General features: G+C 61.1%; 19 protein-coding genes. 9 read left to right on the top strand and 10 right to left on the bottom strand.

All coding sequences use genetic code 11. From position 1 onward, the window contains the following. Positions 1–58 precede the first annotated feature (58 nt). Positions 59–1,522 carry an NCS1 family nucleobase:cation symporter-1 gene (locus ABTV22_RS17645; RefSeq protein ID WP_433735783.1) on the top strand — a complete coding sequence of 488 codons (1,464 nt, stop codon included), beginning with the start codon at positions 59–61 and terminating at the stop codon, positions 1,520–1,522. Positions 1,523–1,538: 16 nt separating this feature from the next. Then, the gene (gene allB, locus ABTV22_RS17640; RefSeq protein ID WP_433735782.1) at positions 1,539–2,909 is read left to right on the top strand and encodes an allantoinase AllB; all 1,371 of its coding nucleotides are present in this window, start codon (positions 1,539–1,541) and stop codon (positions 2,907–2,909) included. 60 nt (positions 2,910–2,969) lie between these two features. On the opposite strand, the gene ABTV22_RS17635 is transcribed toward allB, so the two are convergent. Next, positions 2,970–3,866 (bottom strand): AraC family transcriptional regulator, encoded by an 897-nt coding sequence (locus ABTV22_RS17635; protein ID WP_433735781.1) that lies wholly within the window; start codon positions 3,864–3,866, stop codon positions 2,970–2,972. A 138-nt stretch (positions 3,867–4,004) separates the two neighbouring features. Here ABTV22_RS17635 and ABTV22_RS17630 point away from each other — a divergent pair, with 138 nt between their 5' ends. The 4 genes from ABTV22_RS17630 (at position 4,005) to ABTV22_RS17615 (ending at position 6,787) form a co-directional block, all read left to right on the top strand. After that, complete coding sequence (locus tag ABTV22_RS17630; protein ID WP_433735780.1) at positions 4,005–4,748, top strand: SDR family NAD(P)-dependent oxidoreductase; 744 nt, start codon at positions 4,005–4,007, stop codon at positions 4,746–4,748. Positions 4,749–4,775: 27 nt separating this feature from the next. Then, positions 4,776–5,177 (top strand): VOC family protein, encoded by a 402-nt coding sequence (locus tag ABTV22_RS17625; RefSeq protein WP_433741434.1) that lies wholly within the window; start codon positions 4,776–4,778, stop codon positions 5,175–5,177. Then, positions 5,174–6,151 carry a saccharopine dehydrogenase family protein gene (locus ABTV22_RS17620; protein ID WP_433735779.1) on the top strand — a complete coding sequence of 326 codons (978 nt, stop codon included), beginning with the start codon at positions 5,174–5,176 and terminating at the stop codon, positions 6,149–6,151. The genes ABTV22_RS17625 and ABTV22_RS17620 overlap by 4 nt, the downstream gene beginning before the upstream one ends. 177 nt (positions 6,152–6,328) lie before the next feature. Next, the gene (locus tag ABTV22_RS17615; protein WP_433735778.1) at positions 6,329–6,787 is read left to right on the top strand and encodes a metallophosphoesterase family protein; all 459 of its coding nucleotides are present in this window, start codon (positions 6,329–6,331) and stop codon (positions 6,785–6,787) included. Between the two features lie 224 nt (positions 6,788–7,011). Here the strand turns inward: ABTV22_RS17615 and ABTV22_RS17610 are convergent, their stop codons facing one another. Both ABTV22_RS17610 and ABTV22_RS17605 read right to left on the bottom strand, forming a co-directional pair. Next, the gene (locus ABTV22_RS17610) at positions 7,012–7,638 is read right to left on the bottom strand and encodes a dihydrofolate reductase family protein (protein ID WP_433735777.1); all 627 of its coding nucleotides are present in this window, start codon (positions 7,636–7,638) and stop codon (positions 7,012–7,014) included. 440 nt (positions 7,639–8,078) lie between these two features. Beyond that, entirely contained in the window at positions 8,079–8,750 is a 672-nt protein-coding gene (locus ABTV22_RS17605) for a class I SAM-dependent methyltransferase (RefSeq protein WP_433735776.1), read from the bottom strand. Between the two features lie 982 nt (positions 8,751–9,732). Here ABTV22_RS17605 and ABTV22_RS17600 point away from each other — a divergent pair. Continuing rightward, a complete protein-coding gene (locus ABTV22_RS17600; RefSeq protein ID WP_433735775.1) occupies positions 9,733–10,647 on the top strand; it encodes a LysR family transcriptional regulator in 915 nt (304 codons plus the stop codon). On the opposite strand, the gene ABTV22_RS17595 is transcribed toward ABTV22_RS17600, so the two are convergent. The 3 genes from ABTV22_RS17595 to ABTV22_RS17585 all read right to left on the bottom strand — a co-directional run bounded on the left by ABTV22_RS17595 (position 10,637) and on the right by ABTV22_RS17585 (position 14,066). Continuing rightward, positions 10,637–11,407, bottom strand: coding sequence for a substrate-binding domain-containing protein (locus tag ABTV22_RS17595; RefSeq protein WP_433735774.1), 771 nt, complete (start codon positions 11,405–11,407; stop codon positions 10,637–10,639). The two genes, ABTV22_RS17600 and ABTV22_RS17595, sit on opposite strands and share 11 nt — an antisense overlap. A 24-nt stretch (positions 11,408–11,431) precedes the next feature. Next, positions 11,432–12,724 (bottom strand): MFS transporter, encoded by a 1,293-nt coding sequence (locus tag ABTV22_RS17590; RefSeq protein WP_433735773.1) that lies wholly within the window; start codon positions 12,722–12,724, stop codon positions 11,432–11,434. A 274-nt stretch (positions 12,725–12,998) separates the two neighbouring features. Beyond that, entirely contained in the window at positions 12,999–14,066 is a 1,068-nt protein-coding gene (locus ABTV22_RS17585) for a diguanylate cyclase domain-containing protein (RefSeq protein ID WP_433735771.1), read from the bottom strand. 182 nt (positions 14,067–14,248) lie between these two features. Between ABTV22_RS17585 and ABTV22_RS17580 the strand changes: the two genes are divergently transcribed. Both ABTV22_RS17580 and ABTV22_RS17575 read left to right on the top strand, forming a co-directional pair. Continuing rightward, positions 14,249–14,587: an FKBP-type peptidyl-prolyl cis-trans isomerase gene (locus tag ABTV22_RS17580; protein WP_433735770.1), complete on the top strand. Its 339-nt coding sequence runs from the start codon at positions 14,249–14,251 to the stop codon at positions 14,585–14,587. 113 nt (positions 14,588–14,700) lie between these two features. Beyond that, positions 14,701–15,177 (top strand): MEKHLA domain-containing protein, encoded by a 477-nt coding sequence (locus tag ABTV22_RS17575; RefSeq protein WP_433735769.1) that lies wholly within the window; start codon positions 14,701–14,703, stop codon positions 15,175–15,177. A 79-nt stretch (positions 15,178–15,256) separates the two neighbouring features. Here the strand turns inward: ABTV22_RS17575 and ABTV22_RS17570 are convergent, their stop codons facing one another. From ABTV22_RS17570 to ABTV22_RS17555, 4 genes are all read right to left on the bottom strand, one after another. After that, complete coding sequence (locus tag ABTV22_RS17570; protein WP_433735768.1) at positions 15,257–16,276, bottom strand: branched-chain amino acid aminotransferase; 1,020 nt, start codon at positions 16,274–16,276, stop codon at positions 15,257–15,259. 212 nt (positions 16,277–16,488) lie between these two features. Then, positions 16,489–17,871 (bottom strand): dihydrolipoyl dehydrogenase, encoded by a 1,383-nt coding sequence (lpdA, locus tag ABTV22_RS17565; RefSeq protein WP_433735767.1) that lies wholly within the window; start codon positions 17,869–17,871, stop codon positions 16,489–16,491. Positions 17,872–17,890: 19 nt separating this feature from the next. Beyond that, positions 17,891–19,168, bottom strand: a complete 1,278-nt coding sequence (locus tag ABTV22_RS17560; RefSeq protein ID WP_433735766.1) for a dihydrolipoamide acetyltransferase family protein — start codon at positions 19,166–19,168, stop codon at positions 17,891–17,893. Then, on the bottom strand, positions 19,169–20,227 hold the full coding sequence (locus tag ABTV22_RS17555) for an alpha-ketoacid dehydrogenase subunit beta (protein WP_433735765.1): 1,059 nt from the start codon (positions 20,225–20,227) through the stop codon (positions 19,169–19,171). Between the last annotated feature and the right edge of the window lies 1 nt (position 20,228).

Below are 20,228 nucleotides of genomic sequence, written 5' to 3'. Positions count from 1 at the left end.
TCAGCCCTCGCGCCAAGGCGTCAGTGCATATTGAATGCGCCAGGAGAGCGAGCCGACCATGAACGCAGCCCACGAAAAGAAGACGCAAGTGGCGCCCAGCACGCATCTTGCCAATTCCGATTTGCTGCCGACGCAACAGCGCCATTGGGGGACATACAGTTTTTTTGCGCTGTGGATGAGCGACATTCACAGCCTGGGTGGCTATGTGTTCGCAGCAGGGCTGTTCTTTCTCGGTCTGGCTGGCTGGCAGATCTTGTTGTCGATGCTGTGCGGCATCTTGATCGTCAATTTTCTGCTCAACTGCATTGGCAGTATGGGGAATATCACTGGCGTGCCCTATCCGGTACTGGCTCGACTCAGCTTTGGCGTGTTCGGCGCCAACCTGCCTGCCTTGATTCGTGCGGGCGTCGGGGTGGTCTGGTATGGCGTGCAAACCTGGCTCGGGTCGGAATCCCTGCTGATCCTTGTGGAGGCCATTTTCCCAGGTACGCACCAGGCACTCGGGCCAGGCTGGCTTGGGCTCTCGGGGCTGGGGTGGGGCTGCTTCATGACCATGTGGCTGCTGCAACAGCTGTTGTTCTGGCGTGGAATGGAGCGGGTGCGCCATTTCATCGACTTCTGCGGTCCTGCCGTTTATGTGGTGATGTTCGCGCTGGCGGGTTGGATGCTGAGCCAGGCTGGTTGGAGCGTGTTCACCCTCAAGCTATCCACGCGTGAGCTGACCGTGGCGCAAACCATCAGTGAAATGCTCGGCGTGGTAGCGCTGGTCGTGGCGTATTTCTCGGCACTGTTGTTGAATTTCGCCGACTTCTCGCGATTCGCCACCAGCGCGCAGGCGGTGCGGCGAGGCAACTTGCTTGGCCTGCCGCTCAACTTCATGTTGTTTGCACTGGTGACCGTGATCATCACCGCCAGCACCGTGACTGTGTTTGGTGAGGCCATTCTCGACCCAATCAAAGTCGTCGAGCGCATCGAAAACAAGCCTGCGCTGATCATCGGTTGCCTGACACTCGTCATTGCCACCATTGGGATCAACATCGTTGCCAACTTCGTATCTGCCGCCTACGACATCGCCAACGTTGCGCCACGCTACATCAGCTTCACGACCGGTGGGCTTATCACATCGCTGCTGTCGATCGCCGTCCTGCCGTGGCAGCTCTACAACAATCCAGTGGCGATCAATTTGTTCGTCGGCAGCCTGGGTGCCTGTCTCGGGCCGCTGTTCGGGGTGATCATTGTCGATTACTACTGGACCCGCCGTCGTCATATCGAGATCGACGACCTGTACAGCGAGTCGCATAGCGCCAGTTACTGGTACCAGGGTGGATTCAATTTTCGCGCGATCGCAGCGTTCTTGCCGGCTGCGATCATTGCCATGGGCTTTGTGCTGTTGCCGCAGGAGGCCGGTCAGGTCGGTGCGTATGGCTGGACGATCGGCACACTGCTGGCAGGTGTCCTCTATGCCCTCTTTATGCCGCGGGTGCCCAAGCCACTGAGCGGGCCACCCGATGCGAAATCCTGATAACGAGGAAGCAATCATGCTCGATACCATCATCCGCAACGCCAGACTGGTGCTGCGCGACACTGTCGTCCAGGGCGACCTCGGCATTCGCGCCGGCAAGATCGCTGTCCTGGCCGACCGCATAGACGAATCTTGCGTGAACAGCATCGACGCCGGGGGGCAATACGTCATGCCCGGCATGGTCGACGTCCACATGCATATCTCCGAACCCGGTCGTACCGAGTGGGAGGGCTACAAGACCGGCAGCGAGGCGATGGCGGCCGGCGGCACCACGTGCTTTGTCGACATGCCGCTAAACACCATACCCGCCACGACCGATATCGCCTCGTTGAACCTGAAAATCGAAGCGGCAGAGGACAAGTGCCATGTCGATTTTGCGCTGATGGGCGGGCTGGTTCCCTGGAATCTGGCCGACCTCAAGGCGCTGTCGGAAGCCGGCGTGGCGGCCTACAAATGCTTCGTCGCGACCTGCGGCTCGGGCAAGCCCGGCGACTTCAAGAATGTGAACGACTTCGAGCTTTATCAGGGCATGCAGATTCTCGCCGAAACGGGCGATCTGTTGGTTATTCACTGCGAAAATGCCGCGCTGACGGATGGCCTCGGTGCCAAGGCCAAAGCCGAAGGCAAGACCAAGGTGTCCGATTACGTGGCCAGTCGTCCCGTCTTCACCGAAGTCGAGGCCGTGCAGCGGGTCTTGCTGTTAGCCCGGGAGACCGGTTGTCGTGTGCACATCGCGCACAACAGCTGCCCAGAGGCGGTGGATGCCATACAGCGCGCCATCGCTGACGGTGTTGATGCGTCGGTGGAGTCATGCCCACATTATTTTCTACTGGCCACCGAGGAACTGGATGCCATTGGCCCGCGCGCCAAGTGTTCGCCGCCGATCCGCGACTATGCCAATCAGGCACGTATGTGGGAGTACCTCTCGGCCGGAAAAATCGACATCCTCGGTTCTGATCACTCGCCCTGTACTTTCGACCTCAAAGACAAGGACAACGCCTTTGAAGCCTGGGGTGGTCTGTCTGCCTGCCAGAACAGCGTCGATGCGATGTTTGATGCCGCCGTATTGCAACGTGGCCTGAGTCCATCGCTGCTGGGCCGCGTGCTGGCCACCAACCCGGCCAAACGTTTCGGGCTCTCGCACAAAGGCGAAATTGCCGTGGGTATGGATGCGGACCTGGTCTTCATCGATACGACGCAAAGCTATACCGTGCGGGCCGAAGATCTTTACTACAAGAACAAACACAGTGCCTACGAAGGTCGCCACATAGGGTGCCGCGTGACACGGACATTGTTGCGCGGCGAGCCTATTTTCGAACTTGGCAAAGGCGTCTTGCCGGGTGCAAGTGGTCAGCTGATCCGTATTACAGGCAAGTGCGGAGGCTGATCGAGCGGACATCTACCCGCTATAAAACAGCATCAAGTCAACCGCGTTCAGGCTGGCGTGTCAGTGTGGGCTTTGACTTCGAATTTCCCCCAACATCCGCGCCGCATCTCTCGACGGCGGCAAGCCAAACACCCGCGCATAGTCGCGGCTGAATTGGGTCGCGCTTTCATAGCCGACTTCAAACGCCGCGCCCGTGACACTTTTGGCATGGGCCACCATCAGCGATCGAGCCTGTAGCAGGCGTACCCGCTTTTGATACTGCAAGGGACTGAGCGCCGTGACGGCTTTGAAGTGTCGGTGGAAGGCTGACACGCTCATTGACGCCAGCTGCGCCAATGCGTCGACCCGGATGGGTGCGGCAAAGTCCTGGCGAATGTGTGCAATGGCCAGGTTGACGCGCGCCATGGCGCTGTCGGGGGCGGCGATGTCGCGCAGCATCCAGCCGTGGGGACCTTGCAGCACGCGGTACAGAATCTCCCGCTCGTAGACCGGCGCAAGGGCGGCGATTTCTTCCGGCTTGTTCATCAAGCGCAGCAGGCGCACCCAGGCATCCATCAGTTCGGGCGTGACGGCGGCCACGGAAAAACCTGCTTCCTGTTCATGCTGCCCGAGGGGTTTGGGCAAGTCGGCCAGTAGCGTGGTCAAGACAACCGGATCAAGGGTCAGGCTGACCGCCAGATAAGGTTCACCGGCTGTGGAGGGGTTAACCTGACCGACCGCTGGCAGGTCGATGGACATGACGAAGTAAGTCGCCGGGTCGTATCGAAGCGTCCGGTCGGCGATGGTCATGCATTTACTGCCTTGCAGAATCAGGTTGATCATCGGCTCGTAGACGGCAGCCAGCAGGTGTTCGGGGATTTCACCCTGAACCATGGCGACGCGCGGGATACCTGTATCCGTGCGGCGGTTTTCGGCGTGGCTTGCCAGTGCGCGCAGTTCTGTCAGTTGGCTTTTCATGGCGTTCATCTGACCCCAGGCGGATGCGCGCACGCAAGCAAAAAGCAGAAACAGGCAGGTTTCGAGCAGGAACGGCTGCGCTCGCCACGCTGCAGATGACTACTGTGGTGACTCACCCCAGTGACATTGGAGCAGCGCATGAGCGTTATCGTTATTACCGGCGGCAGCCGGGGCATCGGCGCCAGTACGGCCGAGCACTGTGCCCGGCGCGGCCTGGGCGTCATCCTGACTTACAAAAGTAATGCCGAGGCGGCAACCTCCGTCGTCCAGCGTATCCAGGCCTCGGGCGGAAAGGCTGTGGCGCTTGAACTGGACGTGGCGGATGTCAGCCAATTCGGTCATTTCCGTGAACGCGTGCAGCAGACGCTGCGCGATACCTGGGGCATGGAAACGCTGGCGGGGCTGGTCAACAACGCGGGTCACGGCCAGTTCACGCCCCTGGCGTCGGTCACCGAAGCGCAGTTTGACGATCTGCTAGGTGTTCACCTCAAAGGCCCGTTTTTTCTGACGCAAACCTTGCTGCCCTTGCTGGGCGAGGGCGCCAGCATCGTCAATCTGACCAGCGCCACAACCCGAGTTGCCACCCCCGGTGTGGCGCACTATGCGGCCTTCAAGGGCGGACTTGAGGTGCTGACCCGTTACATGGCCAAGGAGTTCGGTGACCGGCGCATCCGCGCCAACGCGGTTTCGCCGGGCGCGATTCGCACCGAATTGGGCGGCGGCCTGAATGATGAGTTCGAGGCGCTGCTGGCCTCACAAACCGCTCTTGGCAGAGTGGGGGAACCAGAGGATGTCGCCCGCGTCATCGCCATGCTGCTGTGCGAAGAAGGGGGCTGGATCAACGCCCAATCCATCGAAGTGGCGGGCGGCTATTTCATTTGAATCAGTATCTGAATGCGAGGCTTGCCCATTCTTGATCACCTTTTTCTGTCGGTCAGCGACATCGATCGTTCAGTTGATTTCTACACAGCGGCACTGACCCCGCTGGGCATCACCGCAAGGCTTGATTACGACGGCAAGGACGGACCGCCAGGGCATCCGGATCTGAAAGGCTTCGGTGCCAATGGACGCATGTTTTTCTGGTTGCGCGAAGGCGTGGTGGAGGGGCGGGCGGTGCATGTCGGCTTTGTGGCGAGCAGCAAGGCCGAAGTCGAAGCGGCCTATGCGGCGGCTATGCGAAGCGGCGCGGTCGACAACGGTGCCCCAGGTGCACGTCTGCATTACGACCCCGATTACTACGCCGCCAATGTCCTGGACCCCGACGGTTACAGCCTCGAATTTGTCTATAAAAACTGGCAGCACACCCCATGAGCACATTAATGATTTACGGGGCGACGGGGTACACCGGTCGCATGGCCGCCGAACTGGCCAAGGGGCGAGCGCTGGACCTCGTCATCGCCGGGCGCAATGCCGAAAAACTGCAATCGCTCGCCGCAAGGCTGGATGTGCCTTATCGCCTGTTCAACGCCGATGCCCACGCCGCGAAGTCCCTGGAGGGCATCTCGGTCCTGCTGAACTTCGCCGGGCCGTTCGCGCAGACGGCGCCTGCCCTGATGCAAGCTTGCATCGAGGCTGGTGTCGACTATCTGGACATCACGGCGGAGATCAATGTGTATCGCCAGGCGGAGCAGCTTGGGGCTCAGGCCGCCACGGCGGGCGTCATGTTACTGCCCGGTGTCGGTTGGGACGTGGTGCCGACCGATTGCCTGGCGATGCATGTCGCTCGACGCGTGCAGCAACCGCACACACTACGGATCGCACTGCAGGTTGCAGGTTCCATGTCACGGGGGTCGGCCCTGAGTGTCAGCGAGATCATTGGGGCGGGCCTTCTGGCACGAGTCGATGGTCAACTCGTGGCGGCTCCGGATGTGCAGCCGCGTCACTTCGATTTCGGCGACGGCCCGGTGCCGTGCGCGCCATTGTCGTTCGGCGACCTGGTGACGGGCTGGCATTCGACGGGTATCCCCAACATTGCCCTGTATGTGCACATCACCGGTGATGCGTTTCCCGAGGGCGATCTGTCCTTGCTCCCCGAAGGGCCGAGTGCCCAGGAGCGTGATGCCCATCGCGCACGCGCCGTGGCAGAGGTGATCGGGACTGACGGCACGGTTGCCCGTTCGATTGTCGAGACGGTCAACGGCTACACCTACACGCCACTGGCGGCCGTCGAGGCAGCGTGCCGAGTGCTGCAAGGCGAGCGGCGGGGCGGTTTTGAAACGCCTGCACGGCTGCTCGGTGGCGGGTTCGCCGAGTCCATCGCCGGGACGACGATCATCGACATATAGCGCCGTCCCCTGTGCCGGGTGCGAGGTTCGAGCAACTGAAGACTCACTCAATCAACCTTGAAAATGAGGCACTGCCCATGTCCTATGCCGCAGATCCGCGCAGGTCAGCTTGCCGCGGGAGCCGGGCTGCCTTGATCAGGTATTCTGGATTTTTCCGAGCGCAGTCAGGAGTGTTTCATGAAAGTGGGCGTGATCTCCGATACCCATGGCTTGCTCCGCCCTGAAGCCCTTGCCGCTTTGCAGGGCTGCGAGCGGATCATTCATGCCGGTGACATCGGCAAACCCGACATCCTCGAGCAACTCAAGGCTATTGCGCCGTTGCATGTCGTGCGCGGCAACAATGATCGGAATGCCCCGTGGGCCGATCAGATCGCCGACCACCTGCTGTTTGACCTCAACGGATGGCAAACCCTGCTGTTCCACGACATGGCGGATGTGCCTGCGACGCTGGACGCAGGTGTCCGGTTGGTGATCACCGGTCATTCGCACAAGCCATGCATCGAATGGCGCGGCGATCGGCTCTACCTCAACCCCGGCAGCGCTGGGCCACGGCGTTTCAAGTTGCCGGTGACGTTGGCGCTGCTGGAGGTGCAAGAGGGCGCGATCGAGCCGCGTCTGGTCTCGTTGCTGGAATGACCATCGTTCTATGGGGAATGCTGTTCACTTAAGAACAGGCACCTTTTTGTGGCGAGGGGATTTATCCCCGTTTGGCTGGGAAGCAGCCATCAGCCCAGACTGTTCAGCCTGTTTGACCCGATGCAGGGGCCGCTTCGCGACCCAACGGGGATAAATCCCCTCGCCACAAGGGTATTCCCCGCATCGGGAAGTTTTTAAGTGAGCAGCATTAAGTACTATGGGGCTTACTCGCGCTTCGCGTCTTCGAAGGTTCCGGTGCGCACCTCGCCGCTGCGCACATAGCGGGCGACCAGCACGCCGCCGGGTGTCGTGATCGAATGCGCCAAGGTAAAGGCCGACGCTTGGGCGTTGTCGTCGAACAAGCGCTTGCCATGCCCTAGCAGGACGGGAAACGTCATCAGTCGCAATTCGTCGACCAACCCGGCGGCGAGCAGTTGACGCACCAGGTCGCCGCTGCCCTGGGTCAGCAGTTGGGAATCGCCCTGGCTTTTGAGTGCACTGATCGCATCGACAAGATTGCCCTGCAGTGCCTGACTGTTTTGCCAGTCGAGGGAATCGGGTCGATGGGTGGCTACATGTTTGGGGACGTTGTTGAACAGGTCGGCGATCACGTTTGAACCGGCCTGAATGTGTGGCCAATAGGCGGCGAAGATGTCGTAGGTGCGACGTCCCAGCAACAGCTCGAACGGCTGCGAGAACAGTTCCTGTATGGCCTGGCCGGTGATCTCGTCGGCGTAGGGCACGATCCAGCCACCGAAGTGGAAGCCACCGCTCTGGTCTTCCTGCGGCCCGCCGGGGGCCTGCATGACGCCATCCAGGCTGATGAACGCGGCAACGGTGAGTGTGCGCATGATCTTCTCCTGACTCTTATGCAGATGTAATCGTTGCACTGTAGGAGCAGAGCTTGCTCGCGATGGCGCCGGTCCAGCCAACATTGATGTAACTTGACCCAATGCCTTCGCGGGCAAGCCACGCTCCTACGGCCTCAGGTGATGTCCGGGTTTTTGTGTTGGAGCAGAGCTTGCTCGCGATGGCGCCGGTCCAGCCAACATTGATGTAACTTGACCCAACACCTTCGCGGGCAAGCCACGCTCCTACGGCCTCAGGTGATGTCCGTGTTTTTTTGTAGGAGCAGAGCTTGCTCGCGATGGCGCCGGTCCAGCCAACATTGATGTAACTTGACCCAACGCCTTCGCGGGCAAGCCACGCTCCTACGGCCTCAGGTGATGTCCGGGTTTTGTGTAGGCGTCGATTTCGCATCTGTATGCGAAATCGACACTACGTCCGCCCATCACCCTCGCGGCTCAGCCACCATCAACAACGATTGCGGCACCGGGCTTTGCGGGTGCTGTGGCTCTTGCAGCTCGACCAGCCGAAAACCAGCCATGTCCAGCGCCCGGATCCAGCTCGATAACGTTCGCATGTACCACGGCATGGGCTGCCACTGGCCCTTGAACCCGGTGAAGGTCTCTTCGCGCCAGCCATCCTGATAGTCGCCCGCCGCCGCCGCCCATGGGTGCAGTGTCTGGATGACCAGCGCACCACCGGGGGCGAGCAGGGCGTTCATGGCGGCGAGCAGGGGAATGATGTCTTGGTGCAACAATGCGAAATTGGCACAGATCAGGTCGTAGTCCCGGCCGATGTCCACCTTTGCTTCTGCCAGCGCTTCATAGCTGGCCAACTGCACGTTTGGCGAGCCTGCCGCCCGTGCCGCTTCGACCAGCGTTTCGTCGCCATCCACGCCGGTTGCGTCGATGCCGCGTTCAACCAGTGCACGCAACAGCCAGCCCTCGCCACAACCCAGGTCGAGGACACGTTCGGGTTGACGGCCTTGCACGGCCAGCAGCATGGCCTGGTCGGTGACCTGGAGGCGGCTTTCGATGGCGCCACCGCGGATGGCCTCGATCCAGGACCGGGCGTTGTGGTGCCAGCTTTGCAGGAGCCTGGATTCGGGGGCGGACATGTCACAAGCCGAAGTGATTGGATGGATAAAAAGCATAGGCCAAGTTGGGCTCGTCGCGACGAGGCACGACAGATCAACAACCAAAGCAGAAGCCAGACGGCCTTCGAACCGGCAAACGCGTACCCCTGTAGGAGCGAGCACGCTCGCGAAAAATGTCCAGGCACCGCGATCATTCGGGCAGGCCGCGTCATCGTTTTCGACCATCGCGAGCATGCTCGCTCCTACAGGTTCACCGTTCATTCAAAAAAGCCGCGCTGTCTGTAGGAGCGAGCACGCTCGCGAAAAACGTCCAGGCACCACGATCATTCGGGCGGTGCGCGTCATCGTTGACGACCCTCGCGAGCATGCTCGCTCCTACAGGTTCACCGTGCATTCACAAAGGCCGCGCTGTGTGTAGGAGCGAGCACGCTCGCGAAAAACGTCCAGGCACCGCGATCATTCGGGCGGTGCGCGTCATCGTTGACGACCCTCGCGAGCATGCTCGCTCCTACAGGTTCACCGTTCATTCACAAAAGCCGCGCTGTGTGTAGGAGCGAGCACGCTCGCGAAAAACGTCCAGGCACCGCGATCATTCGGGCAGGGCGCGTCATCGTTGACGACCATCGCGAGCATGCTCGCTCCTACAGGTTCACCGTTCATTCAAAAAAGCCGCGCTGTCTGTAGGAGCGAGCACGCTCGCGAAAAACGTCCAGGCACCGCGATCAATCGGGCAGGGCGCGTCATTGTTGACGACCCTCGCGAGCATGCTCGCTCCTACAGGTTCACCGTGCATTCACAAAGGCCGCGCTGTGTGTAGGAGCGAGCACGCTCGCGAATAACGTCCAGGCACCGCGATCAATCGGGCAGGGCGCGTCATTGTTGACGACCCTCGCGAGCATGCTCGCTCCTACAGGGCATTCGGCCTAAGTTGTTACATTTTGCATTAATTGGTTACATTTATAGGGTAAGCGAATCAATTGGCTCCATCCTTCGAGTGCGCACCATGGCCATCAATTTCGACCTCAACGACCTGCAAGCCTTCCGTGCGGTGGTCGAGCAGGGCAGTTTTCGCAAGGCTGCCGATGCCGTGCGTATTTCCCAGCCAGCGTTGAGCCGGCGGATCGAAAAACTCGAAGACGCCCTCGGCGTACGGCTGTTCGACCGCACCACGCGTAAGGTCAGCCTGACCCAGGCCGGGCGCGGTTTCATGCCCAGTGTCGAACGTTTGCTGGATGATCTGGACGTGGCTTTGCTAGGCATCAGCGAGGTGGCCTCGACCCGCCTCGGTCATGTCACCGTCGCCTGCGTGCCGTCAGCGGCGTACTACTTCATGCCGCGAGTCATCGCCCGCTATCACCGCCAATTTCCAAGGATCAAGGTCAAGGTGCTGGACTCCAGCGCCCATGAAGTGCTGAGCGCGGTGGTCAATGGCGAGGCGGATTTCGGCCTGAGCTTCATGGGCACCCTGGAGGCCGAAGTGGATTTCGAGCCGCTGGTGCAAGAGAGCTACGTGGTGGCCTGCCGACGCGATCATCCCCTGGCCGGTCGCACCAGCGTGACCTGGGACGAGTTTTATCAGCAGGACTACATCTCGCTGGGCAAGACCTCGGGCAACCGTTTTTTACTGGACCAGGCACTGGCTCGGGTGGTGCCGCAGCGCCAGAGCATCTGCGAAACCCTGCACGTGACGACCATGATCGGTCTGGTGGAGGCGGGGTTGGGTGTGGCGGCGGTGCCGTTGATGGCGATGCCGGCGGCGGATCACCCGATTCTGACGCGGGTGCCGCTCACCGATCCGCAGGTGATGCGCAGCGTCGGGCTGATCAAGCGCCGGGGTCGTACCCTGACCCCGGCCGCACTGGAATTGGAACGCCTGGTGGTGGAAATGAAGGTCGTACCGCCGACCCTCAGCGACTGATCGAGTCCAGCCCCGTCGCCTTCACATCTGCCTGGGCTTGCGCCGACGCCATGTAGTCGAGCAGCGCCTTGGCTTGCGCCGGGTGTTGCGCATCGACCGGAATGCCCGCGGCGAAACGGGTGACCGATTGCACAGGCTCCGGAATTTTCGCCACAAAGCTCACCCCCGGCACGGGCAGCAACTCACTGACCTGCTGGAACCCCAGTTGATAATCGCCGGTGGCCACCACCGAACCCACGGGGATTTTCGGCACCATGGTCGATTTGGTTTTGAGCGAGTCCTCAATGCCCAAGCGCTTGAACAATTGCTGTTCGATGTACACGCCGCTGGCGCTGTCGGAATAGGCGACTGACTTAGCGTCGAGCAGCGTCTTCTTCAAGTTGTCGACCGTGCTGATGTCCGGCTTCGGCGCGCCTTCGCGCACCACCAGGCCGATGCGTGAGTCCGCCAGTTCGACCCGTGATGCCGGGTCGACCTTGCCTTGCTTGATCAGATCGTCCAGCGCATAGCCGACCATGATCACCACGTCGGCCTGTTCACCGCGAGCGAGGCGATTGGGGATCGCCTCAGGGGCCTTGCCCATCGACGGGCCAAGGATCGTATCAAGGGTGTTGCCGGTGTCGGCCGTGAACTTCGGGCCGAGACGCTTGTAGGCGGCGGTGAAGCCGCCGGAAGTCATCACGCGAATCTCTTCGGCCTGGGCGACGGCGCTCAGGCCCAGGGCGATCACCAACGCCGCGACATTCAATAGCTTGTTCATGGACATGTTCTCCAATGGGCGGTTTCAGGACAGGGCCGGTTGCAGGCGGCCACCGGCACGACGGTAGAGGTACAGCGTCGCGCACAGGGCGCAGAGTGCCGCGAAGCTCATCCAGTAGCCGGGTGCAGCCTTGTCGCCGGAGTACTGGATCAGAAAAGTCGACATGGTCGGGGTGAAACCGCCGAACACGGCAGTGGCCAAGCTGTACGCCAGGGAGAAGCCGGCGACGCGTACTTCGACCGGCATGATTTCGGTCAGCGCCGGGATCATCGCGCCGTTGTACAAGCCATAAATGAATGACAGCCACAGCAGCACCAACAGCATGTTGATAAAGCTTGGCGCCTGCACCAGATACGACAGCGCCGGATAAGTCGATGCCAGCGCCAGCAGGGCCATGGCGATCAACACCGGACGTCGGCCGATGCGGTCCGACAACGCGCCACCGATGGGCAGCCAGAAGAAGTTCGAAACGCCCACCAGCAAGGTCACCAGCAGGGCATCGGAGGTGCTCAGGTGCAGCACGGTCTTGCCGAAGGTCGGCGCGTACACCGTGATCAGGTAGAACGCCGTGGTGGTCAGGGCGACCATCAACATGCTGGCGATCACGATCGGCCAGTTCTGTGCCAGGGTGCGGAACACTTCGGCCATGCTCGGCCGGTGTTTGCGCGCGGCAAACTCTTCGGACTCCTCGAGGTTGCGGCGCAGCAAGAAGATGAACGGCACGATCATGCAGCCGACGAAAAACGGAACTCGCCAGCCCCAGTCGGCAATCATCGCCGGGGCCATCCATTGGTTCAGGCCATAACCCAACGCTGCCGCGACGACGATCGCCACTTGCTGGCTGCCGGACTGCCAGCTGGTGAAAAAGCCTTTGTTGCCCGGTGTCGCGATCTCTGAGAGATACACCGACACCCCGCCCAGTTCGGCACCGGCCGAGAAACCTTGCAGCAAGCGACCAATGAGCACGAGGGCAGGGGCGAACAGGCCGATGGTTTCGTAACCGGGCACCAGCACGATCAGGATCGTGCCGCTGGCCATGATCGACAACGTGACGATCAGGCCTTTGCGCCGGCCCACGTCATCGATGTACGCGCCCAGCACCACAGCGCCCAGCGGGCGCATCAAAAAGCCTGCGCCGAACACGGCAAAGGTCATCATCAGCGAGGCGAATTCGCTGCTGGCCGGGAAGAACACGGCGGCAATCTGTGTGGCGTAAAAGCCGAAGAGGAAGAAGTCGAACTGCTCGAGAAAGTTACCCGAGGTGACCCGGAAAATCGCACTGGCCCGGGAGCGTCCGCGTGGGATTGAGGCTGTCATAGATAAGTACTCCACCGCTTTTATGACGTGCATCGCCTGGACGCGGCGCACGGTTCTTATTGGGGCGGATAGTGGAGCAGGGGCAGCGATATGTTAATTGCATAGTTGGTATGCATTGATGCGTGGGGTCGATCAATAGGCCGGTGTTGTATGTACCGCCGCCATCGCGGGCAAGCCTTGCTCCTACAGGTTTTGTGTCGATTGCAAAAATTGTGTTCGACGCTAAACGTGTAGGAGCAAGGCTTGCCCGCGATGGGGCCGTGCCGGTCAGCCTTCATGTTGGATGAAACACCACCTGTTCCCCCAACCGATACTGATTGTTCCCGCTGCGCTTGGCTTCATACATGGCCAGGTCGGCAATGTGGATCAACCGGTCCATGCTCGGCGCATGGTCGGGGAATACGGCGACGCCCAGGCTGGTGCCGATGTGCCGCTGCTCGTTACCGATGGTCAGGGGCGGGGAGAGTTCGACGAAGATTTTCTGGCAGATGCTGCGGGCTTCGTCCTGCAGGCTGATGCCTTGGGACAATCCCTGGAGGATGACCACGAATTCGTCGCCGCCGATTCGCGCGACGGTGTCGGTCGAGCGCAGGATTTTCTTCAGCCGCGTGGCTGTGGCGATGAGTACACGATCGCCGGCGGCGTGGCCGTAGTGGTCGTTGATGGCCTTGAAACCGTTGAGGTCGACAAACACCAGCGCCACCCTTGTCGCACTGACCCGCGCCTGTTCCAGTGCTTCAGATAGGCGCTCTTCGAGCACCAAGCGGTTGGGCAGGCCGGTCAACGGATCGAAATGGGCCAGGTGTTGCAGGTAACTGGCGGAGGCTTTTTCTTCGGTGATGTCGCGCACCACGCCCATCATCTTGATCGTTTGATCGCGCTCGTTCTTGACCACATTGCCGGTTTCCCGCAGCCAGCGGATGGTGCCGTCGGGCCAGACCACGCGGTACTCCTCGTCGTGGTTTTCACCGGTCGCCAGGCAACGCAGTTCACCGGCCCGGACCTTGGCCCGGTCGTCCGGGTGCACGCAGGCGCAGAACAGGGCGTAGGAGGGTGTCACTTCGCCGATCTTGAACCCGAACATGGGGTAGATCGCTTCCGACCAGTAAAGCTTGTCGGTGTCGACATCCCAGTCCCAGGTGCCGATGCGAGCGAAATACTGACTGCGCTTGAAGCGTTCGGCATCACCGTCCTGATGGATGTTCTGGCCTTCAGCCAGTTCGTTGATGATCTCCCGATACTCCGCCAGTTGTTTGCGCAACCGGCGCTCGCGCACGATCAGAACGATGATCAGGATAAGGATCACCGACGCCAGGGTGGCGATGCTCCAGAGCCCGTTCATTGGAGGATTGCCATCATGGCGCAAAGAACCCCAAGGGTTGATGTTGATTAGCGTAGTTCAGGGTCATTTCGGCCAATGGCGTCGAAGGGGGCGCAAGCGAGGGTAAAGGTTGCCAATCGTCGGCAAATCTGGGAAAACGGCGCCCATCGGCCGTTCGGGCAATCAGCATACGAGTGAAAACAATGAATGACGAGCTTCAGGTAATCGATCTTCAAGTGGGTGACGGAAAAGCCGCCGTCAAAGGCGCACTGATCACCACCCAGTACCGTGGCTGGCTGGAAGACGGCACGGAATTCGATTCTTCTTACAGTCGAGGTAAACCCTTCCAGTGCGTGATCGGCACCGGTCGGGTCATCAAGGGTTGGGACCAGGGCATCATGGGCATGCAGGTCGGTGGCAAGCGCAAGTTGCTGGTGCCGGCCCACCTGGGCTACGGCGAGCGCACCATGGGCAAGATCCCGCCGAATTCGAACCTGGTTTTCGAGATCGAATTGCTGGAAGTGCTGACGCGCGATGATTGACCTGAACCCCACTCCATTCCTGTAGGAGCGAGCCCTGCTCGCGAAAAATCCGAACGCACCGTTGGGCCACTGGTTTAACGCGTTATCGTTGACGACTATCTGAAAGGAAACCCATGCCGTCGATTATTGAATTCAAGGAAATAGTCGTGCAATTGGACGCCGCTTTTCGACATTGGACCGGCGTGTGTTTGCCCGCGCCGGATTCCCTGAGCGAAGACGAGCGTCTGGCCTGGCTGCATGCTCAGGCGCCGTATGCCTTGCTGGCCCACGGCACGGAGGCTGATCCGCTGTTCTACTATGCCAACGAACAGGCGCTGGCCAGTTTCAAATACCCGCGCGAGCAGTTCATCGGCATGCCTTCGCGATTCAGTGCATCGCCTCTGGACCGGGAAATGCGCCAAACCTTGCTGGAGCAGGTGACGGCCAAGGGCATTGCCCACGGCTACAGCGGTTATCGGGTGGATCGCCAGGGGCAGGCGTTCATGATTCATCAGGGGAGTGTGTGGACGCTGCTGGACGAACAAGGCACACCTTGTGGTCAGGCCGCTTTGTTCTGGCCGGATCCAGAGCGTATTGGGCTTTTCGACTAGTCCGAGCTTTGCATCAGGCAAAAAAAATCGCCGCCTTCGGAGACCGGGGGCGGCGATTTTTTATGGTTAGGGCGTCAGGTCAAACCTTGACGATCCAGCCTGCTGGCGCTTCGATGTCGCCGGTCTGTACGCCAGTCAGCTCTTTGTAGAGCTTCTGGGTGATCGGGCCGACTTCGGTTTCGCTGTGGAACACGTGCAGGTGGTCGTTGTAGCTGATACCGCCGATCGGGGTGATGACGGCGGCGGTACCGCAGGCACCGGCTTCCTTGAAGTCCGACAGCTTGTCGATGAACACGTCACCTTCGATCACTTCCAGGCCCAGACGGGTTTTCGCCAGTTCGATCAGCGACAGACGGGTGATACCCGGCAGGACCGACGGCGAGTTCGGGGTCACGAACTTGTTGTCATGGGTGATCCCGAAGAAGTTGGCCGAACCGACTTCCTCGATCTTCTTGTGGGTCAATGGATCCAGGTAGATCGCGTCGGCGAAGTGCGCTTTCTTGGCCTGGGAGCCTGGCATCAGGCTGGCGGCGTAGTTGCCACCGACCTTGGCGGCACCGGTGCCTTGGGGCGCAGCGCGGTCGAAGGTGGAAATCTGGAAGTTGTGCGGCGTCAGGCCGCCCTTGAAGTAGGCGCCAACCGGGATCGCAAACACCGAGAAGATGAACTCGGGGGCGGTACGCACGCCGATGTTGTCACCCACGCCGATCACGAACGGACGCAGGTACAGCGCGCCGCCGGTGCCGTAAGGCGGGATGAAGCGCTCGTTGGCACGGACCACTTCCTTACAGGCTTCGATGAACTGCTCGGTGGACACATGCGGCATCAGCAGGCGGGCGCAGCTGCGTTGCATGCGCGCGGCGTTCTGGTCCGGACGGAACAGGTTGATCGAACCGTCTTTGCAACGGTAGGCCTTCAGGCCTTCGAAGCATTGCTGGCCATAGTGAAGCGCGGTAGAGCCTTCGCTGATGTGCAGCACGTTATCTTCGGTCAGGGTGCCTTTGTCCCACTCGCCATTGCGAAAGTACGACAGATAGCGCTTGTCAGTCTTGATGTAGTCAAAACCCAGCTTGTCCCAATTGATGCTTTCGTTACCCATGACACCCTCTATCACTTAACAACCGTCGAAACGGTACAAGGCTTCTGACGTTTTTTGGATGGGGACAACAATACTTCATTCTTGGGCTGTTTCGCAGCCCGGATTGCAATACTTGTAGGAGCCGGCTTGCTGGCGATCAATGCAGCGCGATGCATCAGATTCACCGCTATCGCCAGCAAGCCGGCTCCTACAGAGTCAGCACGTGCTTTGATTCAGAGGTGCAAGGCGTGGCCCAAGGCCCGCAATGCCGCTTCCTGCACCGCCTCGCCGAGCGTCGGATGGGCATGGATGGTGCCGCCGATGTCTTCCAGCCGCGCGCCCATTTCCAGGCTTTGCGCGAAGGCCGTGGACAATTCGGACACCCCGACACCCACCGCCTGCCAGCCGACAATCACATGATTGTCCCGACGGGCGACCACCCGCACGAAGCCGCTTTTGGATTCCAGGGTCATCGCCCGGCCATTGGCGGCGAATGGGAAGCTGGAGACGATGCAGTCCCAGCCTGCCGCCTTGGCCTCGTCCGGGGTCTTGCCGACCACCACCAGTTCCGGGTCGGTGAAGCACACGGCGGCGATAGCGGTGGGGTTGAACTCGCGGGTTTTACCGCTGATCAGTTCGGCCACCATCTCACCCTGGGCCATGGCCCGGTGGGCGAGCATCGGTTCGCCGCTCAGGTCACCGATGGCGTACACGTTGCGCATGCTGGTCTGGCAACGGTTGTCGATCTTGATCGACGAACCGTTCATGTCCAGGTTCAGCGCTTCGAGGTTCCAGCCCTGGGTGTTCGGCTTGCGGCCCACGGCCACCAGCACCTGATCGGTTTCCAGGTTCAGGGTGCTGCCTTCCGGGTCCAGGACTTGCAGGGTATTTGCAGAAGAATCAAAGCCTTGGACGCTATGCTTCAAGTAAAGCTTCACGCCGAGTTTCTTCAATTCTTCATGCACGGGCTGGGTCAGTTCGCCGTCGTAAGCCGGCAGGATGCGCTCCTGGGCTTCGACCACGCTGACCTCGGCACCGAGTTTGCGGTAGGCAATCCCCAGCTCCAGGCCGATGTAGCCGCCACCGACCACAATCAAGCGCTTGGGTACGGACGTCGGCGCCAGGGCTTCGGTGGAGGAGATGATCGGCCCGCCAATCGGCAGCATCGGCAGGTTCACGCTCTTGGAACCGGTGGCCAGCACCAGGTGCTCGCACTGGATGCGGGTGTCGCCGACGTCGACGGTCTTGCCATCGACCACCTTGGCCCAGCCTTGCACGACCTGAACCTTGTTCTTTTTCAGCAGGGCCGCGACGCCGGTGGTCAGGCGATCGACGATGCCGTCCTTCCATTCGACGCTCTTGCCGATGTCCAGGGTCGGCGCCGATACGTTGATGCCCAGCGCCGAATGCTGGCTGTGGTGCCGGGTCTGGTGGAACTGCTCAGCGACGTGGATCAGTGCCTTGGACGGAATGCAGCCGATGTTCAGGCAGGTGCCGCCCAGGGATTCGCCTTCCACCAGAAGGGTCGGGATGCCCAACTGGCCGGCACGGATCGCTGTCACATAACCGCCAGGGCCGCCGCCGATGATCAGCAGTGTGGTGTTCAAAGTTTGCATTGAGCTTTCCACCTAAAAATCAGTCCATAAACAGCGTGGCGGGTTGTTCGAGCAGGCCTCGCACGGCCTGGATGAAGAGCGCCGCGTCCATGCCGTCGACCACGCGGTGATCGAAGGAGCTGGAGAGGTTCATCATTTTTCGGACCACGATCTGGCCTTTGATCACCATTGGCCGTTCGACGATCTTGTTCACGCCGACAATCGCCACTTCCGGCAGGTTCAGCACCGGAGTGCTGACGATGCCGCCCAACGCACCGAGGCTGGTCAGCGTAATCGACGAGCCGGATAGCTCATCGCGGCTGGCCTTGCCGTTGCGTGCAGCGGTGGCCAGGCGGGAGATTTCAGCGGCGCTGTCCCACAGGCTACGAGCCTCGGCATGACGCACCACTGGCACCATCAAGCCGATATCGGCCTGGGTAGCGATGCCCACATGCACTGCGCCGAGGCGGGTGATGACCTGGGCTTCGTCGTCGTAACGGGCGTTGATCTGCGGGAAGTCGCGCAGGGCGACGACCATGGCGCGGACCAGGAACGGCAGCAGGGTCAGCTTGCCACGGGTTGCGCCGTGTTTTTCATTCAAGTGCGCACGCAGCTCTTCCACTGCGGTCACGTCGATTTCCTCGACATAACTGAAGTGAGCGGCGCGTTGCGTGGCGTCCTGCATGCGCTGGGCAATCTTGCGGCGCATGCCGATCACCGGGATCTGCTCTTCGTCGTTACGCTGGGCGTAAGCGCTGCTGACAGACGAGGCGTTGGACTGGCCCTGGGCCAGATAGGCATCGAGGTCTTCGTGCAGCACACGACCGGCCGGGCCGGTGCCACGCACCAACCGCAGCTGGATACCGAGATCCAGCGCATGCTTGCGTACTGCCGGGGAGGCCAGCGGGCGTTCATCGGCTTCGCGAGCCACCATCGGGCCTTGGCACACGGCTGCCGGGCGAGGAGCCGCCACGGGCTTGCTCTCAGCGACCGGTTCAACTTTCGGAGCAGCGACTGCCGGTGCTTCTTTAACGGCAGCCGCCACTGGCGCCGCGGACTCCTTAATGTTGCCCGCACCTTCGACTTCAATGCTGATCAGCACACTGCCGACCGCCATCACTTCGCCCGGCTGTCCGCCAAGGGCGATGACCTTGCCGTGCACTGGCGAGGGAATGTCCACCATCGCCTTGTCGGTCATGACATCGGCCAGTACCTGATCCTCGACGACCATGTCGCCGACCTTCACGTGCCATACCGACAATTCAACTTCTGCGATGCCTTCGCCGATGTCCGGCATCTTGATAACGTGCGTGCCCATTCAGACCTCCATGACCCGTTTCAACGCCGCGCCCACACGGGACGGCCCTGGGAAATACGCCCACTCTTGCGCGTGCGGGTAGGGGGTGTCCCAACCGGTGACGCGTTCGATCGGCGCTTCCAGGTGGTGGAAGCAATGTTCCTGCACCAACGCCGCCAGCTCGGCGCCGAAACCGCAGGTGCGGGTGGCTTCGTGAACGATCACGCAGCGGCCGGTTTTCTTCACCGATTTGGTAATGGTTTCCAGGTCCAGCGGCCACAGGCTGCGCAGGTCGATGACTTCGGCGTCCACGCCGCTTTCTTCAGCGGCCACTTGCGACACGTACACGGTGGTGCCGTAGGTCAGCACGGTGACGTCCTTGCCCGGACGGGCGATGGCGGCCACGTCCAGCGGCACGGTGTAGTAGCCGTCCGGCACCTGGGCGGCGGGGTGTTTCGACCAAGGGGTTACCGGGCGCTCGTGGTGACCGTCGAACGGGCCGTTGTACAGGCGCTTGGGCTCGAGGAAGATCACCGGGTCATCGTTTTCGATGGAGGCGATCAGCAGGCCCTTGGCGTCGTACGGGTTGGACGGCATCACGGTGCGCAGGCCGCACACCTGGGTGAACAGCGCCTCGATGCTCTGGCTGTGGGTCTGACCACCGTAGATGCCGCCGCCGCAAGGCATGCGCAGGGTCAAGGGCGCGGTGAATTCGCCGGCCGAGCGATAACGCAGGCGGGCGGCTTCGGAAATGATCTGGTCGTAGGCCGGGTACACGTAGTCGGCGAACTGGATCTCCACCACCGGGCGCAGGCCGTAAGCGCCCATGCCCACGGCGGTGCCGACGATGCCGCTTTCGGAAATCGGCGCGTCGAACACTCGGGAGGTGCCGTACTTGGTCTGCAGGCCTTCGGTGCAACGGAACACACCACCGAAGTAGCCCACGTCCTGGCCGAACACCACGACGTTGTCGTCACGCTCAAGCATCACATCCATGGCCGAGCGCAGGGCCTGGATCATGGTCATGGTGGTCGTGGTCATGGCGGTGTCCAACTGAATATTGTTGTTGTGGTCGTTCATG

This window comes from Pseudomonas putida (genome assembly GCF_050990305.1).
Taxonomy (GTDB): Bacteria; Pseudomonadota; Gammaproteobacteria; order Pseudomonadales; family Pseudomonadaceae; genus Aquipseudomonas; species Aquipseudomonas putida_AH.
Note: the sequence above shows the minus strand (reverse complement) of the source record. Positions and strands in the feature narration are given on the sequence as shown.

Excerpts from the sequence above, each read along its gene's own strand:
- ABTV22_RS17645 (WP_433735783.1), top strand. The coding sequence starts at position 59 with ATGAACGCAGCCCACGAAAAGAAGACGCAAGTGGCGCCCAGCACGCAT.
- allB (WP_433735782.1), top strand. The coding sequence starts at position 1,539 with ATGCTCGATACCATCATCCGCAACGCCAGACTGGTGCTGCGCGACACT.
- ABTV22_RS17635 (WP_433735781.1), bottom strand. The coding sequence starts at position 3,866 with ATGAAAAGCCAACTGACAGAACTGCGCGCACTGGCAAGCCACGCCGAA.
- ABTV22_RS17630 (WP_433735780.1), top strand. The coding sequence starts at position 4,005 with ATGAGCGTTATCGTTATTACCGGCGGCAGCCGGGGCATCGGCGCCAGT.
- ABTV22_RS17620 (WP_433735779.1), top strand. The coding sequence starts at position 5,174 with ATGAGCACATTAATGATTTACGGGGCGACGGGGTACACCGGTCGCATG.
- ABTV22_RS17615 (WP_433735778.1), top strand. The coding sequence starts at position 6,329 with ATGAAAGTGGGCGTGATCTCCGATACCCATGGCTTGCTCCGCCCTGAA.
- ABTV22_RS17610 (WP_433735777.1), bottom strand. The coding sequence starts at position 7,638 with ATGCGCACACTCACCGTTGCCGCGTTCATCAGCCTGGATGGCGTCATG.
- ABTV22_RS17605 (WP_433735776.1), bottom strand. The coding sequence starts at position 8,750 with ATGTCCGCCCCCGAATCCAGGCTCCTGCAAAGCTGGCACCACAACGCC.
- ABTV22_RS17600 (WP_433735775.1), top strand. The coding sequence starts at position 9,733 with ATGGCCATCAATTTCGACCTCAACGACCTGCAAGCCTTCCGTGCGGTG.
- ABTV22_RS17595 (WP_433735774.1), bottom strand. The coding sequence starts at position 11,407 with ATGAACAAGCTATTGAATGTCGCGGCGTTGGTGATCGCCCTGGGCCTG.
- ABTV22_RS17590 (WP_433735773.1), bottom strand. The coding sequence starts at position 12,724 with ATGACAGCCTCAATCCCACGCGGACGCTCCCGGGCCAGTGCGATTTTC.
- ABTV22_RS17585 (WP_433735771.1), bottom strand. The coding sequence starts at position 14,066 with ATGAACGGGCTCTGGAGCATCGCCACCCTGGCGTCGGTGATCCTTATC.
- ABTV22_RS17580 (WP_433735770.1), top strand. The coding sequence starts at position 14,249 with ATGAATGACGAGCTTCAGGTAATCGATCTTCAAGTGGGTGACGGAAAA.
- ABTV22_RS17575 (WP_433735769.1), top strand. The coding sequence starts at position 14,701 with ATGCCGTCGATTATTGAATTCAAGGAAATAGTCGTGCAATTGGACGCC.
- ABTV22_RS17570 (WP_433735768.1), bottom strand. The coding sequence starts at position 16,276 with ATGGGTAACGAAAGCATCAATTGGGACAAGCTGGGTTTTGACTACATC.
- lpdA (WP_433735767.1), bottom strand. The coding sequence starts at position 17,871 with ATGCAAACTTTGAACACCACACTGCTGATCATCGGCGGCGGCCCTGGC.
- ABTV22_RS17560 (WP_433735766.1), bottom strand. The coding sequence starts at position 19,168 with ATGGGCACGCACGTTATCAAGATGCCGGACATCGGCGAAGGCATCGCA.
- ABTV22_RS17555 (WP_433735765.1), bottom strand. The coding sequence starts at position 20,227 with ATGAACGACCACAACAACAATATTCAGTTGGACACCGCCATGACCACG.